The organism is Streptomyces sp. S4.7 (genome assembly GCF_010384365.1).
Lineage (GTDB): Bacteria > Actinomycetota > Actinomycetes > Streptomycetales > Streptomycetaceae > Streptomyces.
Genome location: NZ_CP048397.1, coordinates 3,835,322 through 3,853,011, shown reverse-complemented (window position 1 = coordinate 3,853,011; position 17,690 = coordinate 3,835,322). Strand labels below are relative to the sequence as shown.

At 67.2% G+C, this 17,690-nt stretch carries 21 protein-coding genes; 13 read left to right on the top strand and 8 right to left on the bottom strand.

What is annotated here, in order from left to right; genetic code table 11:
- Window positions 1-59 precede the first annotated feature (59 nt).
- From SSPS47_RS17105 to SSPS47_RS17095, 3 genes are all read right to left on the bottom strand, one after another.
- Window positions 60-1,004: a hypothetical protein gene (locus tag SSPS47_RS17105; protein ID WP_164251856.1), complete on the bottom strand. Its 945-nt coding sequence runs from the start codon at window positions 1,002-1,004 to the stop codon at window positions 60-62.
- 70 nt (window positions 1,005-1,074) lie between these two features.
- Window positions 1,075-2,538: a DUF2252 domain-containing protein gene (locus tag SSPS47_RS17100; RefSeq protein ID WP_164251855.1), complete on the bottom strand. Its 1,464-nt coding sequence runs from the start codon at window positions 2,536-2,538 to the stop codon at window positions 1,075-1,077.
- Window positions 2,539-2,732: 194 nt separating this feature from the next.
- On the bottom strand, window positions 2,733-3,086 hold the full coding sequence (locus SSPS47_RS17095; protein WP_147873283.1) for a helix-turn-helix domain-containing protein: 354 nt from the start codon (window positions 3,084-3,086) through the stop codon (window positions 2,733-2,735).
- Between the two features lie 143 nt (window positions 3,087-3,229).
- Between SSPS47_RS17095 and SSPS47_RS17090 the strand changes: the two genes are divergently transcribed.
- Together SSPS47_RS17090 and SSPS47_RS17085 are read left to right on the top strand one after the other, a co-directional pair.
- Window positions 3,230-3,844: an NAD(P)H-dependent oxidoreductase gene (locus tag SSPS47_RS17090; RefSeq protein WP_164251854.1), complete on the top strand. Its 615-nt coding sequence runs from the start codon at window positions 3,230-3,232 to the stop codon at window positions 3,842-3,844.
- A gap of 421 nt (window positions 3,845-4,265) precedes the next feature.
- Window positions 4,266-6,071, top strand: coding sequence for an AIPR family protein (locus SSPS47_RS17085; protein ID WP_239064939.1), 1,806 nt, complete (start codon window positions 4,266-4,268; stop codon window positions 6,069-6,071).
- A gap of 66 nt (window positions 6,072-6,137) precedes the next feature.
- On the opposite strand, the gene SSPS47_RS17080 is transcribed toward SSPS47_RS17085, so the two are convergent.
- Complete coding sequence (locus SSPS47_RS17080) at window positions 6,138-6,578, bottom strand: hypothetical protein (RefSeq protein ID WP_164251853.1); 441 nt, start codon at window positions 6,576-6,578, stop codon at window positions 6,138-6,140.
- 655 nt (window positions 6,579-7,233) lie between these two features.
- Between SSPS47_RS17080 and SSPS47_RS17075 the strand changes: the two genes are divergently transcribed.
- From SSPS47_RS17075 to SSPS47_RS17045, 7 genes are all read left to right on the top strand, one after another.
- Window positions 7,234-7,389 carry a hypothetical protein gene (locus SSPS47_RS17075; protein ID WP_164251852.1) on the top strand — a complete coding sequence of 52 codons (156 nt, stop codon included), beginning with the start codon at window positions 7,234-7,236 and terminating at the stop codon, window positions 7,387-7,389.
- A gap of 390 nt (window positions 7,390-7,779) precedes the next feature.
- Complete coding sequence (locus tag SSPS47_RS17070; RefSeq protein ID WP_275405152.1) at window positions 7,780-8,757, top strand: PstS family phosphate ABC transporter substrate-binding protein; 978 nt, start codon at window positions 7,780-7,782, stop codon at window positions 8,755-8,757.
- Entirely contained in the window at window positions 8,754-9,704 is a 951-nt protein-coding gene (gene pstC, locus SSPS47_RS17065) for a phosphate ABC transporter permease subunit PstC (RefSeq protein ID WP_164251851.1), read from the top strand. The genes SSPS47_RS17070 and pstC overlap by 4 nt, the downstream gene beginning before the upstream one ends.
- Window positions 9,701-10,615: a phosphate ABC transporter permease PstA gene (gene pstA, locus SSPS47_RS17060; RefSeq protein ID WP_164251850.1), complete on the top strand. Its 915-nt coding sequence runs from the start codon at window positions 9,701-9,703 to the stop codon at window positions 10,613-10,615. The genes pstC and pstA overlap by 4 nt, the downstream gene beginning before the upstream one ends.
- Before the next feature lie 61 nt (window positions 10,616-10,676).
- Window positions 10,677-11,525 carry a phosphate ABC transporter ATP-binding protein PstB gene (gene pstB / locus SSPS47_RS17055; RefSeq protein WP_164254623.1) on the top strand — a complete coding sequence of 283 codons (849 nt, stop codon included), beginning with the start codon at window positions 10,677-10,679 and terminating at the stop codon, window positions 11,523-11,525.
- A gap of 52 nt (window positions 11,526-11,577) precedes the next feature.
- Window positions 11,578-12,363: a response regulator transcription factor gene (locus tag SSPS47_RS17050; RefSeq protein WP_164251849.1), complete on the top strand. Its 786-nt coding sequence runs from the start codon at window positions 11,578-11,580 to the stop codon at window positions 12,361-12,363.
- 10 nt (window positions 12,364-12,373) lie between these two features.
- Window positions 12,374-12,661, top strand: coding sequence for a hypothetical protein (locus SSPS47_RS17045; protein ID WP_164251848.1), 288 nt, complete (start codon window positions 12,374-12,376; stop codon window positions 12,659-12,661).
- Window positions 12,662-12,713: 52 nt separating this feature from the next.
- Here the strand turns inward: SSPS47_RS17045 and SSPS47_RS17040 are convergent, their stop codons facing one another.
- On the bottom strand, window positions 12,714-13,382 hold the full coding sequence (locus SSPS47_RS17040) for an arsenate reductase ArsC (protein ID WP_164251847.1): 669 nt from the start codon (window positions 13,380-13,382) through the stop codon (window positions 12,714-12,716).
- Between the two features lie 158 nt (window positions 13,383-13,540).
- On the opposite strand from SSPS47_RS17040, the gene SSPS47_RS17035 reads away from it, so the two are divergent.
- Complete coding sequence (locus SSPS47_RS17035; RefSeq protein ID WP_164251846.1) at window positions 13,541-13,906, top strand: metalloregulator ArsR/SmtB family transcription factor; 366 nt, start codon at window positions 13,541-13,543, stop codon at window positions 13,904-13,906.
- Between the two features lie 75 nt (window positions 13,907-13,981).
- Complete coding sequence (locus SSPS47_RS17030; RefSeq protein WP_164251845.1) at window positions 13,982-14,290, top strand: thioredoxin family protein; 309 nt, start codon at window positions 13,982-13,984, stop codon at window positions 14,288-14,290.
- A gap of 8 nt (window positions 14,291-14,298) precedes the next feature.
- Here SSPS47_RS17030 and trxB read toward each other — a convergent pair whose 3' ends face one another.
- Entirely contained in the window at window positions 14,299-15,297 is a 999-nt protein-coding gene (gene trxB / locus SSPS47_RS17025; RefSeq protein ID WP_164251844.1) for a thioredoxin-disulfide reductase, read from the bottom strand.
- Window positions 15,294-15,707 (bottom strand): arsenate reductase ArsC, encoded by a 414-nt coding sequence (locus SSPS47_RS17020; protein WP_164251843.1) that lies wholly within the window; start codon window positions 15,705-15,707, stop codon window positions 15,294-15,296. Before SSPS47_RS17020 ends, trxB begins: the two co-directional genes overlap by 4 nt.
- 114 nt (window positions 15,708-15,821) lie before the next feature.
- Here SSPS47_RS17020 and SSPS47_RS17015 point away from each other — a divergent pair, with 114 nt between their 5' ends.
- Together SSPS47_RS17015 and arsB are read left to right on the top strand one after the other, a co-directional pair.
- Window positions 15,822-16,130 carry a metalloregulator ArsR/SmtB family transcription factor gene (locus SSPS47_RS17015; protein WP_164251842.1) on the top strand — a complete coding sequence of 103 codons (309 nt, stop codon included), beginning with the start codon at window positions 15,822-15,824 and terminating at the stop codon, window positions 16,128-16,130.
- The gene (gene arsB, locus SSPS47_RS17010) at window positions 16,127-17,263 is read left to right on the top strand and encodes an ACR3 family arsenite efflux transporter (RefSeq protein ID WP_164251841.1); all 1,137 of its coding nucleotides are present in this window, start codon (window positions 16,127-16,129) and stop codon (window positions 17,261-17,263) included. The genes SSPS47_RS17015 and arsB overlap by 4 nt, the downstream gene beginning before the upstream one ends.
- Here the strand turns inward: arsB and SSPS47_RS17005 are convergent.
- Window positions 17,226-17,672 (bottom strand): GNAT family N-acetyltransferase, encoded by a 447-nt coding sequence (locus tag SSPS47_RS17005; protein WP_239064937.1) that lies wholly within the window; start codon window positions 17,670-17,672, stop codon window positions 17,226-17,228. The two genes, arsB and SSPS47_RS17005, sit on opposite strands and share 38 nt — an antisense overlap.
- Window positions 17,673-17,690: the final 18 nt, after the last annotated feature.

Below are 17,690 nucleotides of genomic sequence, written 5' to 3'. Positions count from 1 at the left end.
CTTCTCTCGTACGTGTGTGTATGCGGGTGCGACAGGTACAGCCTCGCGCACGGGACGTGCTACGACTGCACCAACCTGGCCAGTTCCGACTCGCGTCCCGAGACCTCGGCGAGCAACTGCTCGGCGATCTCCTCCAGCAGCCGGTCGGGGTCGTCGGGCGCCATCTGCAGCATCGCGCCGATCGCGCTCTGCTCCAGTTCCTGCGCCAGGAGCGTCAGCATCTCCTTGCGCTGGGCCAGCCACTCCAGCCGGGCGTAGAGCTCCTCGTTCTCACTCAGGCGCGGCTCCTGCGGCGCGGGCCCCGCCTCCCACTCCTCCGCGAGTTGTCTGAGCAGTCCCTCGTCCCCACGCCCGTAGGCCGCGTTCACGCGGGTGATGAACTCCTCGCGCCGGGCCCGCTCGGTCTCTTCCTGCGCCAGGTCCGGGTGCGCCTTGCGGGCCAGGTCGCGGTAGAGCTTGCGTACCTCGTCGGTCGGCCGCACCCGCTTCGGCGGCTGCACGGGCTGGTCGGTCAGCATCGCCGCGGCCTCGGCCGACAGGCCGTCGGAGTCGAGCCAGTCGTGGAACAGCTCCTCGATCCCCGGCATCGGCTGGACCATGGCACGGGCCTCACGCGCCTTGCGCAGATCTTCGGGGTCGCCCGACCGGGACGCGCGGGCCTCGGCGATCATCGCGTCCAGCTCGTCCAGCCGCGCGTACATCGGGCCCAGCCGCTGGTGGTGCAGCCGCGAGAAGTTCTCCACCTCGACCCGGAACGTCTCCAGCGCGATCTCGAACTCGATCAGCGCCTGCTCGGCGGCGCGCACGGCCCGCTCCAGCCGCGCCTCCGGCCGCTCGGGCCCCGCCCCCGCGTCGGCTCCCCCGTCCGCCGCGCCTGCCGCGTCCGCGGCGTCCTCGGTGGCGTCCGCGTCCTTGGTGGCATCCGTCGTGGCGTCCGGCACGTCTGGCACGTCCTGCTCGTCGTCGTTACGGATCGTCGGCTCCCCGGGGGCGTCCTGCGTCACCCGTCCAGCGTACGGGCGAACCCGCCCTCCTCCTTCACGTCCCCGGCCCCACGCCCCGCCGCGCCCGGCCTCACACCCCGAGCTCGGCGGCGATCCGGCCGCTCTTGACGGCCGTCACCAGCTCCGCGTGATCCGCCTCGGTCCGGTCCGCGTACGCGACGGCGAAGGCCGCGACCGCCTCGTCCAGCTCCTCGCTCTTGCCGCAGTACCCGGCGACGAGACGCGGATCCACACTGTGCGCGTGCGCCCTGGCCAGCAGCGCGCCGGTCATCCGCGCGTAGTCGTCGACCTGGTCGGCCGGGAGCGCGGCCGGATCCACACTGCCCTTGCGGTTCCTGAACTGCCGTACCTGATACGGCCGGCCCGCCACCGTCGTCCAGCCCAGCAGATTGTCGCTGACGACCTGCATCCGCTTCTGCCCGAGCACCACCCGGCGCCCCTCGTGCTCCACGCCCGGCGCCTCGAACCCCGCGGCCTCCAGGAACGGCACCAGCGCCGACGCCCGCGCCTCCTTCACCTGGAGCACCAGCGGCTCGCCCCGGTGGTCCAGCAGCAGCACCACGTACGACCGCGTCCCGACGCTGCCCGTGCCGACCACCCGGAACGCCACGTCATGGATCGCGTACCGCGCGAGCAGCGGCAGCCGGTCCGGCGAGAGCGTGCCCAGATACTCGCCCAGCGAGGCCGCGACCGCCGCGGCCTCCTCGTCCGGCACCCGCCGCAGCACCGGCGGCGCGTCGACGAAGCGCCGCTGCGCCGCCGCACCCGCGCTCCCGCTCCCCTCGGCGTCCCCGTCGCCGTCCACGATCTCCGTCGACCTGGCGGCGAACCGCGCGCTCGTGTTCTTGCGCGCCTTCTCCGACACCCGCTCCAGGGTGCCCATCAGATCGCGGGCGTCCGTGTGGGAGACCAGCTCCTCGTCGGCGATCGCGTTCCACGCGTCCAGGGCCGGCAGCTTCGACAGCAGCCGCATCGTGCGCCGGTACGCCCCCACGGCGTCCTGAGCACCTCGGCGGCACGTGTCCTCGTCCGCTCCGGCCTCACGACCGGCGAGCACCAGCGAGGTCGCGAGCCGCTTGACGTCCCACTCCCAGGGGCCGACGACCGTCTCGTCGAAGTCGTTCAGATCGATGACGAGCCGGCCTCGCGCGTCCCCGTACAGTCCGAAGTTCGCCGCGTGCGCGTCGCCGCAGATCTGCGCCCCCGCGCCCGTCACCGGCGTCCCCACCAGATCGTGCGCCATCAGTCCCGCCGCGCCCCGCAGAAAAGCAAATGGCGTCGCGGCCATGCGACCCACCCGCAGCGGAGCCAGCTCGGGCACCCGGTCACGGCTCGACTCCTCGACGGCCCGCACCGCGTCCGGCCGCGCGGCCGGGAGCACCAGCGAATCGTGCGAAGACCTCGGAACCCGCTCCCGCAGCGCCTTCCCCGCGTCCTTCGGCGTGCCCCGCCCACCGCCCGACGCCGCGCGCCCCGCGAACCCGGGCACGACCGGAATGCGCTCGTCCGTCACCACCGCACCGGCCTCACCCATGGCGCGCCGCCTCCCCCGCTCTCGTCCAACATCAACCGCCCACGACGTTACCGCCGCGCCCCGAAAGTCGTCTCCCCCTGTGGACAACCCTCGACAGCCCGGCCCGGACAGCCGTAACCCACACCCGGGTCGCGGAGCGCCGGGCGAGCCCGGACAGCCCGAACCGGGCCTGGTCCCGACAGCCCGGACGGCTCCTAACCGTGATTCGGGCAGCCGCTCTCGCCCGCCAGATGCTTCTCGGCCCACCGTCCCAGTTCCTGCAGCGCGGGCTCCATCGCGGCCCCCGCATCGGTGAGCCGGTAGGCGACCCGCAGTGGCGGCCCTTCGTCGACCTCGCGCACCACCAGTCCCGCGCCCGCCAGCTCTGTCAGCCGGTCGGACAGCATCCGCTCACTGATGCCGGGGATCGCCCGCCGCAACTCCGCGAAGTGCACGGGCCGTTGCATCAGGACGGACACGATCAGCCCGGTCCACCTCTTGCCGAACAGTTCGAAGACGCGCGTCATCCCCACGTCCACCGGCTTACACGGATCCCCGTTTCCCTCCATGACACCCAGAGTACTGCGAACCCATGAGGGGGTGAAAAAAAGTAAGCTCCTGTGTTATCAATAGGTACGTACGAAAGTGCGGACCCGGCATCCGGCCGTCCGCCGTGCCGAGACCCACCCCTCTGTTCCCCATGGAGACCCTCATGGCCACGCTGCTGCACATCGACTCCGCCGTTTCCCCGCAGGGATCCGCCTCGCGCGACGTCACCGCCGCCTTCGTCAAGAGCTGGCGCGAGCAGCACCCCGAGGGCGAGGTCGTCTACCGCGATCTCGCCGCGGCCCCGCTGCCGCACCTGGACATCGCCGCCGTCGCGGCGGGCGCGGACAACGCGCTGCGCGCCGAACTCGCCGCCGAACTCGCGGCCGCGGACGCCGTTCTCATCGGCGCCCCGATGTACAACTTCACGATTCCGTCCACGCTGAAGGCATGGCTGGATCACGTGATCATCCTTGGCTACAACGCCCTTGAGGAGAGTCCCGTCACCGGCACGCCGTTCACCGTGGTCGCCAGCCGGGGCGGCTCGTACGTGGCCGGCAGCCCGCGCGCGGACTTCGAGTTCGTCCAGAACTATCTGGAGAAGGTGCTGACCGGCATGTTCGGCGTCAAGGAGGTCGACTTCATCGTCCCCGAGCTGACCCTCGCCCACGCCGTGCCCGCCATGGCCGAGCTCATCCCGCTCGCCGAGGCCTCCCGCGCCAGGGCGCAGGAAGAGGCCGCGCAGAAGGCCAAGGCCCTCGCCTCCCGCCTCGCCGCCTGACCCGGACCGAGAACGGGAGGCACAGCCGGAACAGACCGACCCGCACCCCGAGCAGTACGGGTGCGGGTCGGATCATGAACACACGCACCCGCCCGGTGACATGCGTCACCGCCGAGGCGAACCCCACGCCCCCCGCGCACCGCACCCCACTCGACGCGGGGTTCACGACAAGCCACATCGCGGCACGGGTATCGCGGCACAGGATCCGGGCATACGAGAAACGGGTCTCCTGGTCTGGTGGGCAACCGACGAAATGCGCTGATCAGCGGCGATCTCTGCGCGTCCAAGATCTTTTCCCGCGAATCAAGCGGTCTTTTCCCACCGCGCTGGTCACCGAGGGTCTCAGCAGGATGTCTGCCAGGGCGCAGGCGGGGCAGAGTGGCGACCACAGGACAGAGTTACAGGCGTACATAGCCGGATCATGTTCCGCCTCTTCCTGATCACCCTGTGCGATGGCTACCGTGGCCTCCGCACCTTGAGCATGTCTGTCAGAACTGGTGATCAGGGGGGCCGCATGAAACGGCTGTGGGTCAGGCACGTCAAGGAGGCGCTGCACACGGGTTTCGCGGAGCACATCGACATGAGTGACTACGCAAAAGCCAGCGACTCCGTCCGCGAAAAGTCCTTCCTGAGCCGATCCTTAGCGGCTCTCGCCGTACAGAGGTTCACCGAACTGTCTGCCGCCGAAGCGGCGGCCACAGTGGTCGACGGATCCGGCGACAACGGAATCGATGCCATCGCAATCGATCCCCTGCAGCGAAGGGTGATCCTTGTCCAGTCAAAGTGGGACGGTTCCGGGGACGGCAGCCTCGGATTGGGTGATTCCCGGCACTTTACGGCCGGGTTCAGGGATCTTCTTGACACGAAGTTCGACCGGTTCAACGCACGGCTACGTGCCCAAGAGGCGAAGATCACGGACGCACTTGACGACGTCGATGTGACCTTCATCCTTGTAGTGGCGACCACCGGCCGAACCGACTTGGCCGCGCCCTCGTCTGCCGTTTTTAGCGACCTGCTCGATGAAATGAACGAGTCACAGCAGGTCGTATCCATGGAGACCCTGGGCTTGAGCGATTTCCATTCCTTCATATCCGAAGGATTGGGGGGTTCGCGAATCGACTTCGGCGTACAGCTGGAGAACTGGGGCACGGTAAGCGAGCCATATGAGGCCTACTACGGCGTGGTTACCGCTTCAAGCGTTGCGAACTGGTACGAGCATTTCGGGGATCGCCTTTTCTCTCAGAACATCAGGAAATCCCTGGGCAATACCAGTGTCAATGAGGCAGTCACGCACACGATCCTCAAGGATCCACAGCACTTCTGGTACTTCAACAATGGTGTGACAGCCCTGTGTGAGAGCGTAAAGAAGACCGCACGGGGTGCCGCCAGTCGCACTTTTGGTGATTTCTCGCTCACGGGCGTGAGCATCGTCAACGGCGCCCAGACGGTGGCAAGCATTCATCAAGCAGCACACAAGGGCGAAGCCGGCCTGGACGAAGCCATGGTGTGGGTTCGCTTTATCAGCCTTGAAGGATGCCCAGAAGGTTTTGCAACAGCGGTGACCAGGGCGACGAACACACAGAACACTGTGGAGACCCGAGATTTTGTCTCGCTGGACCCGGAGCAGGGCCGCCTGCGCACAGAATTGGTTCTCTCGCTCAAAAAGACATATTCGATCAAGCGTGGGGAGCCGGTTCCGAGTCCCGAACATGGCTGCACGGTGGTCGACGCCACAGTGGCTCTGGCGTGTGCGAACAGGGAGCCCAGTTTTGCGGTTATGGCGAAGAGCAGGATGGGAAGTCTCTGGGAGTCCATAGAAAAGGCCCCGTACCGAACACTCTTCAATCCGAGGATAGGACCCTATCGCGTATGGCGCTGCGTCGAAGTCATGCGAGAAGTTGACGCGACATTGACGCGTTTGAAGGGTCAGCTTGATGGGCGCCCGCGTTCCATCTGCCTCCAAGGGAATCGACTGGTTCTTCATCTGGTTTTCCGGGAACTCGATCTGCAGCGTATCGAGGATCCCGAGTACGACTGGTCATCGGAACTGAAACGTGTTCCCGGGCTGACCGAGCAGAGCTTGATGTCCCTCACGGAGTGTATCAATGAGGCCTATTCGAATAATTATCTGACCAGTCTCTTCAAAAACATTACGAAGTGCCGCGACTTGGTCCAGAAAGTTCGTTCCGAAAAGGAAGGAAGCAACAAGGAGATTGACGGGCAGTAATCCGAACCCTGACAGTCCGGACCCGGCGCCATCGGAAGCTCCTCGAATGACCCGTTACTCCGTGAGTCAGTCCAGCGCGATTTCACCGTCTGGCAGCCACCCTTCCCGGTAGCCGTCCATGAGATCGAGTAGTTGTACTGGCTCGACGATCATGTTCGCCGTGCGCAGGCTCTCCGTAGTCCACCATCGCGTGGCCGGGCCCAGCGCACGGCCAACAGAGGTGGGCCAGCTTCCGGCAGCGGGCGCTACCAGGACCACGTACTGAGCGCCCGTCGGCTTTCTTCTGGCCTCCAGCCGGCCGATGACCGGCATGATCCGAACCGTGGGAAGTCGCAATTCTCGCCGCAGGTGGCGAACTGCGGCGCGACGGCTGGTCTCTCCAGGGCGGATCGGGATGCTCGGCACAGCCCAGACGTCACCCACGGGCGTAAGGAGGAGCTGCCGCTCCGAGGAGGAAAAGAGCACCGGGCGCACAGTGTCGCCGGCCTCGGGAGTCGCCTTGGTCATCCCCTCACTCTCCAATAGTGCTATTCGAATAGCGCTATTTGGGTTCTATCGTGATGCGCGAAGGCGTCCCAAGGCGTAAACCACGAGGCAACCCGCAATCACTCACACCGGTGGTCTTGCGCCCATTCGCGGTTTCCGGTCCCACTCAGATCGAAGAATCTGCCTTATGGGAACAGCCGGAAGACAGCGAGGGCACCAGCGGAGGTGCCGGTCGCAGAGCCACGCTCCTGCATGCCACTGTCCGATGGCACCAGCATCCGCTTCGAGGTTCGTTGCGAGGCCGGCACGGCGGACGAGCGCTTTCATCGCTACGGATACGACGAGCGATGTGGATTCCCTGTCACCAAGTATCTTCCGGTGCCCGTAAGTGACAGCGCCGTCCTCTCCCTCCAAGCGCGGATCAACGCATGGCTGGACGGAGCTGCGACGGCGGACGACAGAAGGCTCGTCTCGCTGACAGCGGTGCTCACCACTTCTCACGCCGGCAATGCTCCGTCGCGGGGATCCCGTGCTTCTGTTCGCGGTCCGCAGCCTCCGCGCACCCCGCCCGTGGCTGGAGCGGGCACTGTGGACTGACCCGCTACGGGTTGCCGCTGCCGCTCGCGCCGCCGATCTCATGCCGCAAGGCAATGACTCCGCAACGGAGGTAGCCCAGTTGATCGCCGACTACCGCACCGTCGACTACCGGACGACGCCCTGGCGGCTGGACGCCATGGACCGGGCTTACGGGCCGGCGCTGCGTCCGGACGTCTACGCCGACGAGCCTGTACGCCGAGGAACGATCACCATCGACTCCTACCACCTGCGCTGAGTTGATCGGTGCCACGGCCCGCCCGGCCGAGAGCGGGCCGATCACGCGCCCTGAGGCACCGAACAGAAGCACTGGCGTCGTCGTGACGTTGATCGCCAGTCTTCCCCTCGCCCGGATAACAGACGCCGCTGCCGCTCCTCGCCCCCCGGGCAACACGGAAGTCCGCAGATCCAACGGACAGATCGTCGAGATCTGCCGGAGCGACAGGTGAATTCTCGACCGGCATTGATTACCGATCATCTATATAGATGCCTGACTATAGTTCATCCCCAAGGGGCTGTCCGTACACCGCCTGTTCATATAGGCGAGCTTCGATCCAAGGGTCAACGGGGCGCGCTGCGTGCCTGAGCCAAACGCCGGGTTGCCCGGCAGACACGAGGGTCGAAAGTCGTGAACATATCCACTTCGTTGCGCCGGGCCAGGGTTCCGCTGGCTCTATCGGCTGCTGTGCTGCTGGCCGCGAGTGCGTGCGGCGGTGCCGACGCCGGCACTTCCGGTGGTGACGGCGACAAGCTCGCCGGCAACGTCAAGGTCGACGGCTCCAGCACGGTCGCCCCGCTGTCCACCGCCGCGGCTCAGCTCTTCCAGGCCGAGAACGCGGGCGTCAAGGTCACCGTGGGCACGTCCGGCACCGGCGGCGGCTTCGAGAAGTTCTGTGCCGGGGAAACCGACATCGCCAACGCGTCGCGGCCGGTCAAGGACGAGGAGACGGCGCTCTGTGACAGGGAGGGCATCAGCTTCGAGGAGTTCACTGTCGCCAATGACGGTCTGTCCGTCGTGGTGAGCAAGGACAACGACTTCGCGGACTGCCTGACCGTCGAGCAGCTGAAGAAGATCTGGGAGCCGGGCTCCAAGGTCAACAACTGGAACCAGGTCGACCCGCAGTTCCCGGACCAGAAGATGGAGCTGTTCGGAGCCGGCACGGACTCGGGCACCTTCGACTACTTCACCGACGCCATCAACGGTGAGGAAGGCGCTTCGCGCACCGACTACAACCCGAGCGAGGACGACAACGTCACCGTCCGCGGTGTGTCGGGCTCCAAGGGCGGCATGGGCTACTTCGGCCTCTCCTACTTCGAGGAGAACAAGGACAAGCTCAAGGCCCTTGAGATCGACGGCGGCGACGGGTGCGTCGCGCCCACCGTCCAGACGGTGCAGGACGGCACGTACAAGCCGCTCAGTCGCCCTCTGTTCATCTACCCCAAGGCGACGTCCCTGGACAAGCCGGAGGTTGAGGCGTTCGTCGAGTTCTACGTCGAGAACAACGCCGACATCGCGGAGAAGTCGCAGTTCGTGCCGCTGAACACGACACAGGAAGCTGAACTGAAGAAGGACCTCGCAACCCTGCGGGAGCAGCACAAGTCATGAGCTCCTCCCTCAGCGGGCGGCGTACCGCTTCGGGAAGCCCCGGCTTCCTGAAGCGGTCCCAGCCGCGCTACGGCGAGAAGGTCATCAAGGTCCTCCTGGTGGCCGCCTCCATGGTCTCGGTGCTGACCACGGTCGGCATCGTCATCGCCCTGATCCCCCCGGCCGGCGAGTTCTTCGGCAAGGTCGACTTCGGCGAGTTCATCACCGGCACCAACTGGTCACCGCTGTTCAAGCCCCCGCACTTCGGGGTCCTGCCGCTGGTCGGCGGCACTCTGATGGTCACGCTCATCGCGTTGCTCGTCGCGGTACCGCTGGGACTGGGCGCGGCCGTGTATCTGAGTGAATACGCCGACCGCCGGGTGCGCACGGTCTTCAAACCGCTGCTGGAAGTGCTCGCCGGCATCCCCACCGTGGTCTACGGCTTCTTCGCCCTGAAGGCCATCACCCCAATGTTGCAGGACATCTGGCCCGCCGGGGACGGCCCGCAGATCTTCAACGCCCTGGCCGCCGGGTTCGTCATGGGCATCATGATCATCCCGACGATCGCCTCGCTCGCCGAGGACTCCATGAGCGCCGTACCCCGCGCCCTGCGTGACGGCGCGTTCGCGCTCGGCTCCTCGCGCATGCAGGTGTCCACGCGCGTGGTGTTCCCGGCCGCGCTGTCCGGCATCGTCGCCGCTGTCGTGCTGGGCATCTCCCGGGCACTGGGCGAAACGATGATCGTCGCGATCGCCGCCGGCGGCCAGCCGAATCTGTCCTTCAACCCGCTGGAGGGCATGCAGACCATGACCGCGTTCATCGCCGCGGCCGGTATCGGCGACCTGCCCACCGGCTCGACCGGCTACCAGACGATCTTCGCCGTGGGTTCCCTGCTGTTCGTGATGACCCTGGTGATGAACCTGCTCAGCATCCGTCTGGTGCGTAAGTACCGCGAGGTGTACGAATGAGTCCCGACGTCATCGACCGCGACGCGCCCGTGCGGGACACCCCGCACGTGCCACGCCTCAGGGGGAGCGGCACCCCGCTGCGGGAGCGGTTCTTCCATCTGAGCCTGTGGGTCTCCCTGGCGATCGCCGTCGCCTTCCTCGGCTCTCTCCTCGCGTACGTGATCAGCGAGGGATGGTCCCGGCTGGACCCGCGCCTGTGGACCAACTTCCCGGACATCATCGCTCCCGAGAACGGAGGCGCCCAGTCCGCGATCATGGGGACCGTCTGGGTCATCGGGTTCACGGCCGTGTACTGCCTGCCGACCGGCATCCTCACAGCGATCTATCTGGAGGAGTACGCCGACCCGAACCGGTGGTGGAACCGGGCGATCGAGATCAACATCCAGAACCTGGCCGCCGTCCCGTCGATCGTCTACGGCATCCTCGGTCTCGGCATCATCTCCCGCGGTCTGGGCTTCGGGCAGACCGTCCTCACCGCCTCGCTGACCCTGTCCCTGCTGGTCCTGCCCGTGGTGATCATCTCCTCGCGAGAGGCGATCCGAGCGGTGCCGCAGTCCATACGCCAGGCTTCCCTCGCGCTGGGGGCCACCCAGTGGCAGACCATCTCGCGCCAGGTCCTCCCGGCGGCAGTCCCCGGCATGGCGACGGGCTCGATCCTCGCGCTCTCCCGTGCCATCGGCGAGGCGGCGCCGCTGCTGCTCCTCGGCGGCCTGACGTTCATCACGTTCAACCCGACCGGTCTGCAGAGCCAGTTCACCGTTCTGCCGATCCAGATCTTCAACTGGATCAGCCAGTCACGGGCCGAGTTCGTCTCCCTCGCCTCGGCCGCGATCGTCATCCTCCTGGCGATCCTGCTCGCCATGAACTCCGTGGCCATCTGGCTGCGCAACCGCTACTCCCGGACCTGGTGACCCCATGACGTCCGCCACCGACGCGCTCGAACCGCCCGCCGACACTCCGCAGGAGACCGCCATGCCCCCTTCCTCCGACGCCGCCGGGGGAACCCGGACTCCGCAGGTCGCCTTCCGCGATGCCCCCTCCCTTGCCAGCCCGGTCTTCCAGGTCGGCGGTCTGTCGGTGTTCTACGGGGACCACGAGGCCGTCCGCGACGTCAACATGGACATCGGACACCGCCAGATCACCGCGATGATCGGCCCGTCGGGCTGCGGCAAGTCGACCGTACTGCGCTGCTTCAACCGCATGAACGACCTGGTGCCCACCGCGCGTGTGGCCGGCAAGGTCCACTACCACGACGAGGACCTGTACGGCCGTGAGGTCGATCCCATCGAGGTCCGCCGCCGGATCGGCATGGTCTTCCAGAAGCCGAACCCGTTCCCCAAGTCGATCTACGACAACATCGCCTACGGGCCGAGGGTCGGCGGCTTCAAGGGCAGTCTCGACGACCTCGTCGAGGAGACCCTCACCCACGCCGCCCTGTGGGACGAGGTCAAGGACAAGCTCAAGACCTCCGCCCTGGCCCTGTCGGGAGGCCAGCAGCAGCGCCTGTGCATCGCCCGCACCATCGCGGTCAAGCCCGAGGTGATCCTCATGGACGAGCCCTGCTCGGCCCTGGATCCCATCGCGACGGCCAAGATCGAAGACCTGATGGAGCAGTTGTCCCGGGAATTCACGATCATCGTCGTCACCCACAACATGCAGCAGGCCGCGCGAGTATCCCACCGCACCGCCTTCTTCACGGCGGACGTCGACGCCAAGGGCGTACGCCACGGCCGTCTCGTCGAATACGACGAGACGGCCCGCATCTTCTCCAACCCCTCCGACCAGCGCACCGAGGACTACATCTCGGGCCGCTTCGGCTGATCCGCAGACCAACTGCCCTTTGCGCACCGCCATACGTGAAGGAGTCCCAGAGGTGTACCCAGACCCACGACGACCACCGGAGACCGACACACGGGCCGCCCCGTGCTGCCCCGGCTCCGGTCACGAACCGCCCCTGCTTCTCGCCGAGTCCGACGAGAAACTCGCGGCCAAGGCCATCGCCCGCTTCGCCGCCGCGGGTATCAACGTCACCGCCTGCCGCGACGGCGCCGAAGCGCTCCTGCAAGCCGGGGTCTGCCAACCCCGCGCGGTACTGCTCGGCGCACCCCTGCCGGTGGTCGGCGCGGCCGACGTCACGGCGCTGATCGCCAGACTCAAGCCGGTCCCCGTGATCGTCGGCGCCGGGCCCGACGGAGTGGACGAAGCCACCGCTGCCCTCGCCGCCGGCGCCGTAGCCTTCGTGACCCGCCCCTACCGGATCGAGGAGATCCTCCCTCTCCTCTCCGGACTGAACCCGATCGGCAGCTCAGCCACCCCGCTGACTGTCGGTGACATCGAGCTTGACCCGGCCGGGTTTCACGTCCACGTACGGGACCGCCCGCTGCAGTTGCCGGTACGTGAATTCATGCTGCTGCGCTATCTGATGCAGAACGCGAACCGCGTTGTCAGCCGCAATGAACTGACCCAGGCCCTGTGGGGCTCGGACAGCCTGGACAGCAACACCCTCACCGTCCACGTCCGGCGGGTCCGCAACAGGCTCCGCGAGGAGTCCGGCAGCTGCTGCACCATCGACGCGATCCGCGGCATGGGCTACCGGCTGGAGTGCAGCCCCCGCACCACGCACGGGCCGACCTCACAGCGGCCGGCGCCGGCACAGTAGGGGAGACGGTGTGCCGGAGGAGGACTCCTTCATCGAGATGCCGGTGTGGGCGGTGCGCCATCCGAGGTTCGCGGGCATCCGGGGTCGACATCACGTCCCGACGGTCGGGACGCCGGTGCACCGCAAGCGGTGGTACTCCTCGAAAGTCCGCATCAGATTCCTCGCGACCGGCACGAGCAAATGGCAGTCGGGCGTCACCGACTGGGCGACGGTGGAAGAGCTCATCACCGCCGACACCTTGTCCGAAGCACGCACACTGATCTCGTGGTGCCTGCCCGACCCGCGCCGACAGCCCTGACCGGAGCGGACGGTGCTCCCCTCTCATCGCCGGGCAAGAACTGGGGCCGGTCTCAGTGTTGCGACAGAGAGGCCGACAGCAGTTCCTGCGTCAGCAGGTCGATGCGGCTTTGCAGCGCATCACGTACCGACCGCGCGCTTTCGATGTCGAGCCCACTGAGATCCGGCAGGTCCCAGTCCAGATAACGGCGGCCCGGCCTGACCGGACACGCGTCGCCGCAGCCCAGGGTCACCACCACATCAGCGGCCGTGACCACCTCCGGGGTCAGCGGTTTAGGGAACTCCTCACCAGTGTCCAGGTCTTGCTCGGCCAGCAGTCGCACCACCACCGGCGCTATGCCGGCGGCCGGGTCGGACCCGGCCGTCATCACCCTGACCGCCCCCTTGGCGCGGTGCCGCATCAGCGCTGCGGCCAACTGGGAGCGTCCCGCGTTCTCCGTACAGACGAACAAGACCTCCGGGACCGGCTTGGGCGACAGCCCCAGCCCACGGGCCAGGGCCCCCAGCCGCTGGTCGGCGAACCGTTCGACGAGCAGGGGAAGATGGAGCGGCACACTCGCCCGGCCCGCCAGAACGGCGGCGCACTCCTGCACGTACCGCTCCACGGTCTGCTTCGAGAACGACCGGCCGTGACGTGCCGCAAGGCGCGAGGTGATGCGCGTCAGCAGAGCTGCACTGCTGCGCAAAGGCGGCGTGGCCCGGCCGGGGCGGGAATCGTCCATCACGCATCTCCTCGCACTTGTCGGTATGTCATAGTCACCGAACTGCGATTATAGACATTCATCTATCTTCCGGAACAGCGGTGCGGCGAAAGTGAACGGCAAGTGAATAGACGGTTGGCTATGCCGAATTGGGTGCCATGGGCACGTACGGTGAATAGATGGCCATCACTACAGTCGGGGCGGCGCAGACGGCGGTGAACACGGAACCGTGTTCACCGAAGCTGGCCTGCCTGCTCATCGAACGCGAAGAGGCCGAGCGTCTGGCCGGCATGCTCAAGGCCATCGCGGACCCCACCCGGCTTCAGCTCCTGCGCCTGATCGAACGCTCACCCGACGGTGAAGCCTGCGTCTGCGACCTGACCGAGTGCCTCGGCCTGCGCCAGCCGACCATCAGCCACCACTTGAAGCTCATGACCGAGGCCGGACTGCTGAACCGCGAACGCCGCGGCACCTGGGCCTGGTTCTCCGTCAACCACGACGGCCTTCGCCGCGTCCGCAACATTCTGGACCCGGCAACCGTCTGAGCGCCGCTGCCCGGTCACGCCGTCGGAGGAAAAACACCCCGAATCGAAGGGTGCGGCCGGGTACATCATGGGCCCGTGGACATTGAACTGCTCTACTTCGACGGCTGCCCCAACTGGCACCTCACCCACGAACGCCTCACCGAAGCACTGAACGCCACCGGCAGCCCCGGCCAGGCGGTGCGCCTGCGCCCCGTGGACACGGACGCGACGGCCCAGGCTCTGCGCTTCCCCGGATCACCCACGATCCGCATCGACGGGCAGGACCCTTTCCCGGCCCCAGGCGAAACCTACGGACCTACCTGCCGCCTCTATACGACCCGCGACGGGCTCGCCGGCGCACCTACCGTGGACCAGCTCGTCCAAGTCCTCACTCACGGACCGTAGACGAGGGGTCAGACGCCGGCGGGAGCCCTGCCCGGCTCGGCGGTGTTCGTGCCGCGCGTGGCGTTCTCGGTGTCGGTGAGGGCGGCGAGGTAGCGCTCGGCGTCCAGGGCGGCGGCGCAGCCGGTGCCGGCGGCGGTGATGGCCTGGCGGTAGGTGTGGTCGACGACGTCGCCTGCCGCGAAGACCCCGGGGATGTTGGTGCGGGTGGATGGGGTGTCGACCTTGAGGTAGCCCTCGTGGTCCAGCTCCAGCTGGCCGGTGAAGAGTTCGGTGCGCGGGTCGTGGCCGATCGCGATGAACAGGCCCGTCGCGTCGAGGTCGCGGGTCTTGCCGGTGAAGGTGTCCCGCAGGACGAGGCCGGAGAGCATGCCACCCTTCTCCTTGATCTCCGCGATCTCGCTGTCGAACGCGAAGGAGATCTTGTCGTCGGCGAAGGCGCGGTTCTGCATGACCTGCGAGGCGCGGAGGGCGGAGCGGCGGTGGACGACGGTGACGGAGCTGGCGAAGCGGGTGAGGAAGGTGGCTTCCTCCATGGCGGTGTCCCCGCCGCCGACGACGACGATGTCGCGGCCTTTGAAGAAGAAGCCGTCGCAGGTCGCGCACCAGGACACACCGTGTCCGGAGAGTTCGTCCTCACGCGGCAGTCCGAGCTTGCGGTAGCCGGAGCCGGTTGCCACGATCACGGCCTTCGCGCGGTGGACCGTCCCCTGTGAGTCGGTGAGTTCCTTGACGGGGCCGGTCAGGTCGACGGAGACGATGTCGTCGTCGACCATCTCCCCGCCGAACTTCTCGGCCTGGGCCCGCATGTTCTCCATGAGGACGGGCCCGTCGACGCCGTCGGGGAAGCCGGGGAAGTTCTCGACCTCGGTGGTCGTCGTCAGGGCGCCGCCGACGAAGATCGAGCTGCCGAACAGCAGCGGCTTCAGCTGCGCACGAGCGGTGTAGAGCGCGGCGGTGTAGCCGGCGGGGCCGGAGCCGATGACGATGACGTCGCGTATCCCGCTCATGCCGTCTTCTCCGGCGCGATCTCCTGGATCAGGACCTCGACGCGCTTTTTGATCTCGTCGCGGATGGGGCGTACGGCGTCGACGCCCTGGCCGGCCGGGTCGTCCAGCGTCCAGTCGAGGTAGCGCTTGCCGGGGAAGACGGGGCAGGTGTCGCCGCAGCCCATGGTGATGCAGACGTCCGACTCCTTGACCGCGTCGACGGTGAGGATCTTCGGGGTCTCCGCGGAGATGTCGATGCCGACCTCGGCCATCGCCTCGACGGCGGCGGGGTTCACGGCGTCGCCGGGGTTCGAGCCGGCCGAGCGGACCTCGACGCGGTCCCCCGCGAGATGGGTCAGCCAGGCGGCGGCCATCTGGGAACGGCCGGCGTTGTGGACACACACGAACAGCACAGAAGGCTTGTCAGACATCGAGGGGGTCTCTTGTTTCTCACGGGCGACGCCAGGCGTCACGCGACAAAGTCAGGCACCAGTGACATCAGTACCCGGTGGCGTCAGTCGCCACTGATGTGACAGTATCAGCCCATGATGACGTCAGTCGACACTGACCTGATCCGGGTTCTCGCGGACCCGCTCAGGATGCAGATCGTGACCCTGCTCGCCCGCGAGACCCTCTGCACCACGCATCTGGTCGAGGAGACCGGTGCCCGGCAGACGAACCTCTCGAACCACCTGCGGGTCCTGCGCGAGGCAGGCGTGGTGGAGACGGAACCGTGCGGGCGCTTTACGTACTACAAGCTCCGGCCCGACGTCATCGCCCAGCTCGCGGGCCAGTTCTCCGACCTGGCCGCCTCCGCCCGTACCGCTGCCGAGAACAAGAGGGCCTGTCCGTGACCCCCACCGAACCGACCGCTGCTACCGCCACTGCGCAGAGCGGAGAGGACGCCTCGATCGTCGCCAAGCTCTCGACGCTCGACCGGTTCCTGGCGGTGTGGATCCTGCTCGCCATGGCCCTCGGTCTCGGGCTCGGCCGGCTGATCCCAGGACTGAACGACGCGCTCGCCAAGGTCGAGATCGGCGGCATCTCCCTGCCGATCGCCGTCGGCCTGCTGATCATGATGTATCCCGTACTGGCGAAGGTCCGCTATGACAAGCTGGACGCCGTCACCGGGGACAAGCGGCTGATGCTCTCGTCCCTCGCGGTCAACTGGATCGCCGGCCCGGCCGTGATGTTCGCACTGGCCTGGATCTTCCTGCCGGATCTGCCCGAGTACCGCACCGGCCTGATCATCGTCGGCCTCGCCCGCTGCATCGCCATGGTCATCATCTGGAACGACCTCGCCTGCGGCGACCGCGAAGCCGCCGCCGTCCTCGTCGCCCTCAACTCCGTCTTCCAGGTCATCGCCTTCGGCCTGCTCGGCTGGCTCTACCTCGACCTGCTCCCCGGCTGGCTCGGCCTGGGCGACGGCGAGAGCCTCGACATCTCCATGTGGAAGATCGCGCTGAACGTCGTCATCTTCCTCGGCGTCCCCCTGCTGGCCGGCTTCCTGACCCGCCGTCTGGGCGAGAAGAAGATGGGCCGCGAGTCCTACGAGTCCACGTTCCTGCCGAAGATCGGCCCCTGGGCCCTGTACGGCCTGCTGTTCACGATCGTCATCCTCTTCGCCCTCCAGGGAAAGACGATCACTTCCCAGCCCATGGACGTCGCCCGGATCGCGCTCCCGCTGCTGGTGTACTTCGCGATCATGTTCTTCGGCACCTTCGCGCTGGGCAAGGCCATCGGACTCGCCTACGACCGCACCACGACTCTCGCCTTCACCGCGGCCGGCAACAACTTCGAACTCGCCATCGCCGTCGCCATCGCCACCTTCGGCGTCACCTCCGGCCAGGCCCTGTCCGGCGTCGTCGGCCCCCTCATCGAAGTCCCCGTCCTCATCGGTCTCGTCTACGTCTCCCTGGCCTGGCGAAGGAAGTTCGCCCCCACGGCGATCACCACCAGCACGGCCACGCATACGACCAACCGCTGATGGGCGGACCCAACTGCCCGGCACGCCCGGGGAAGATGCTGGACTGGATGGTCCAGATGCCGGCGGCCTCGGTGGATTCGATCAGTGCTCCGAGCAGTGCGGAGGCGATGCCGCGCCCTCGGGCACTGGGGTGGACATAGACCGAGTGCTCGACAACTCCTGCGTACGCGGGGCGGATTGATACGGGTGCGACGGCTGCCCAGCCCGCTACCGTGCCGTCGTCGGCGAGGGCGGCGAAGCGGTGCTCGGGCAGTTTCGCCGTGTCGAAGGACTCCCAGGACGGTGTTGCGGTTTCGAAGGTCGCGTTGCCCTCGTCGATGCCGGCCTGGTAGATCGCCAGCACCTCGTCGGCGTGCGCGGCTCGGAGCGGCACGATGACGGTGGGCGCCCGTCCGACGTGGGTGGACACGGTGTGGCTCCTGCGGGT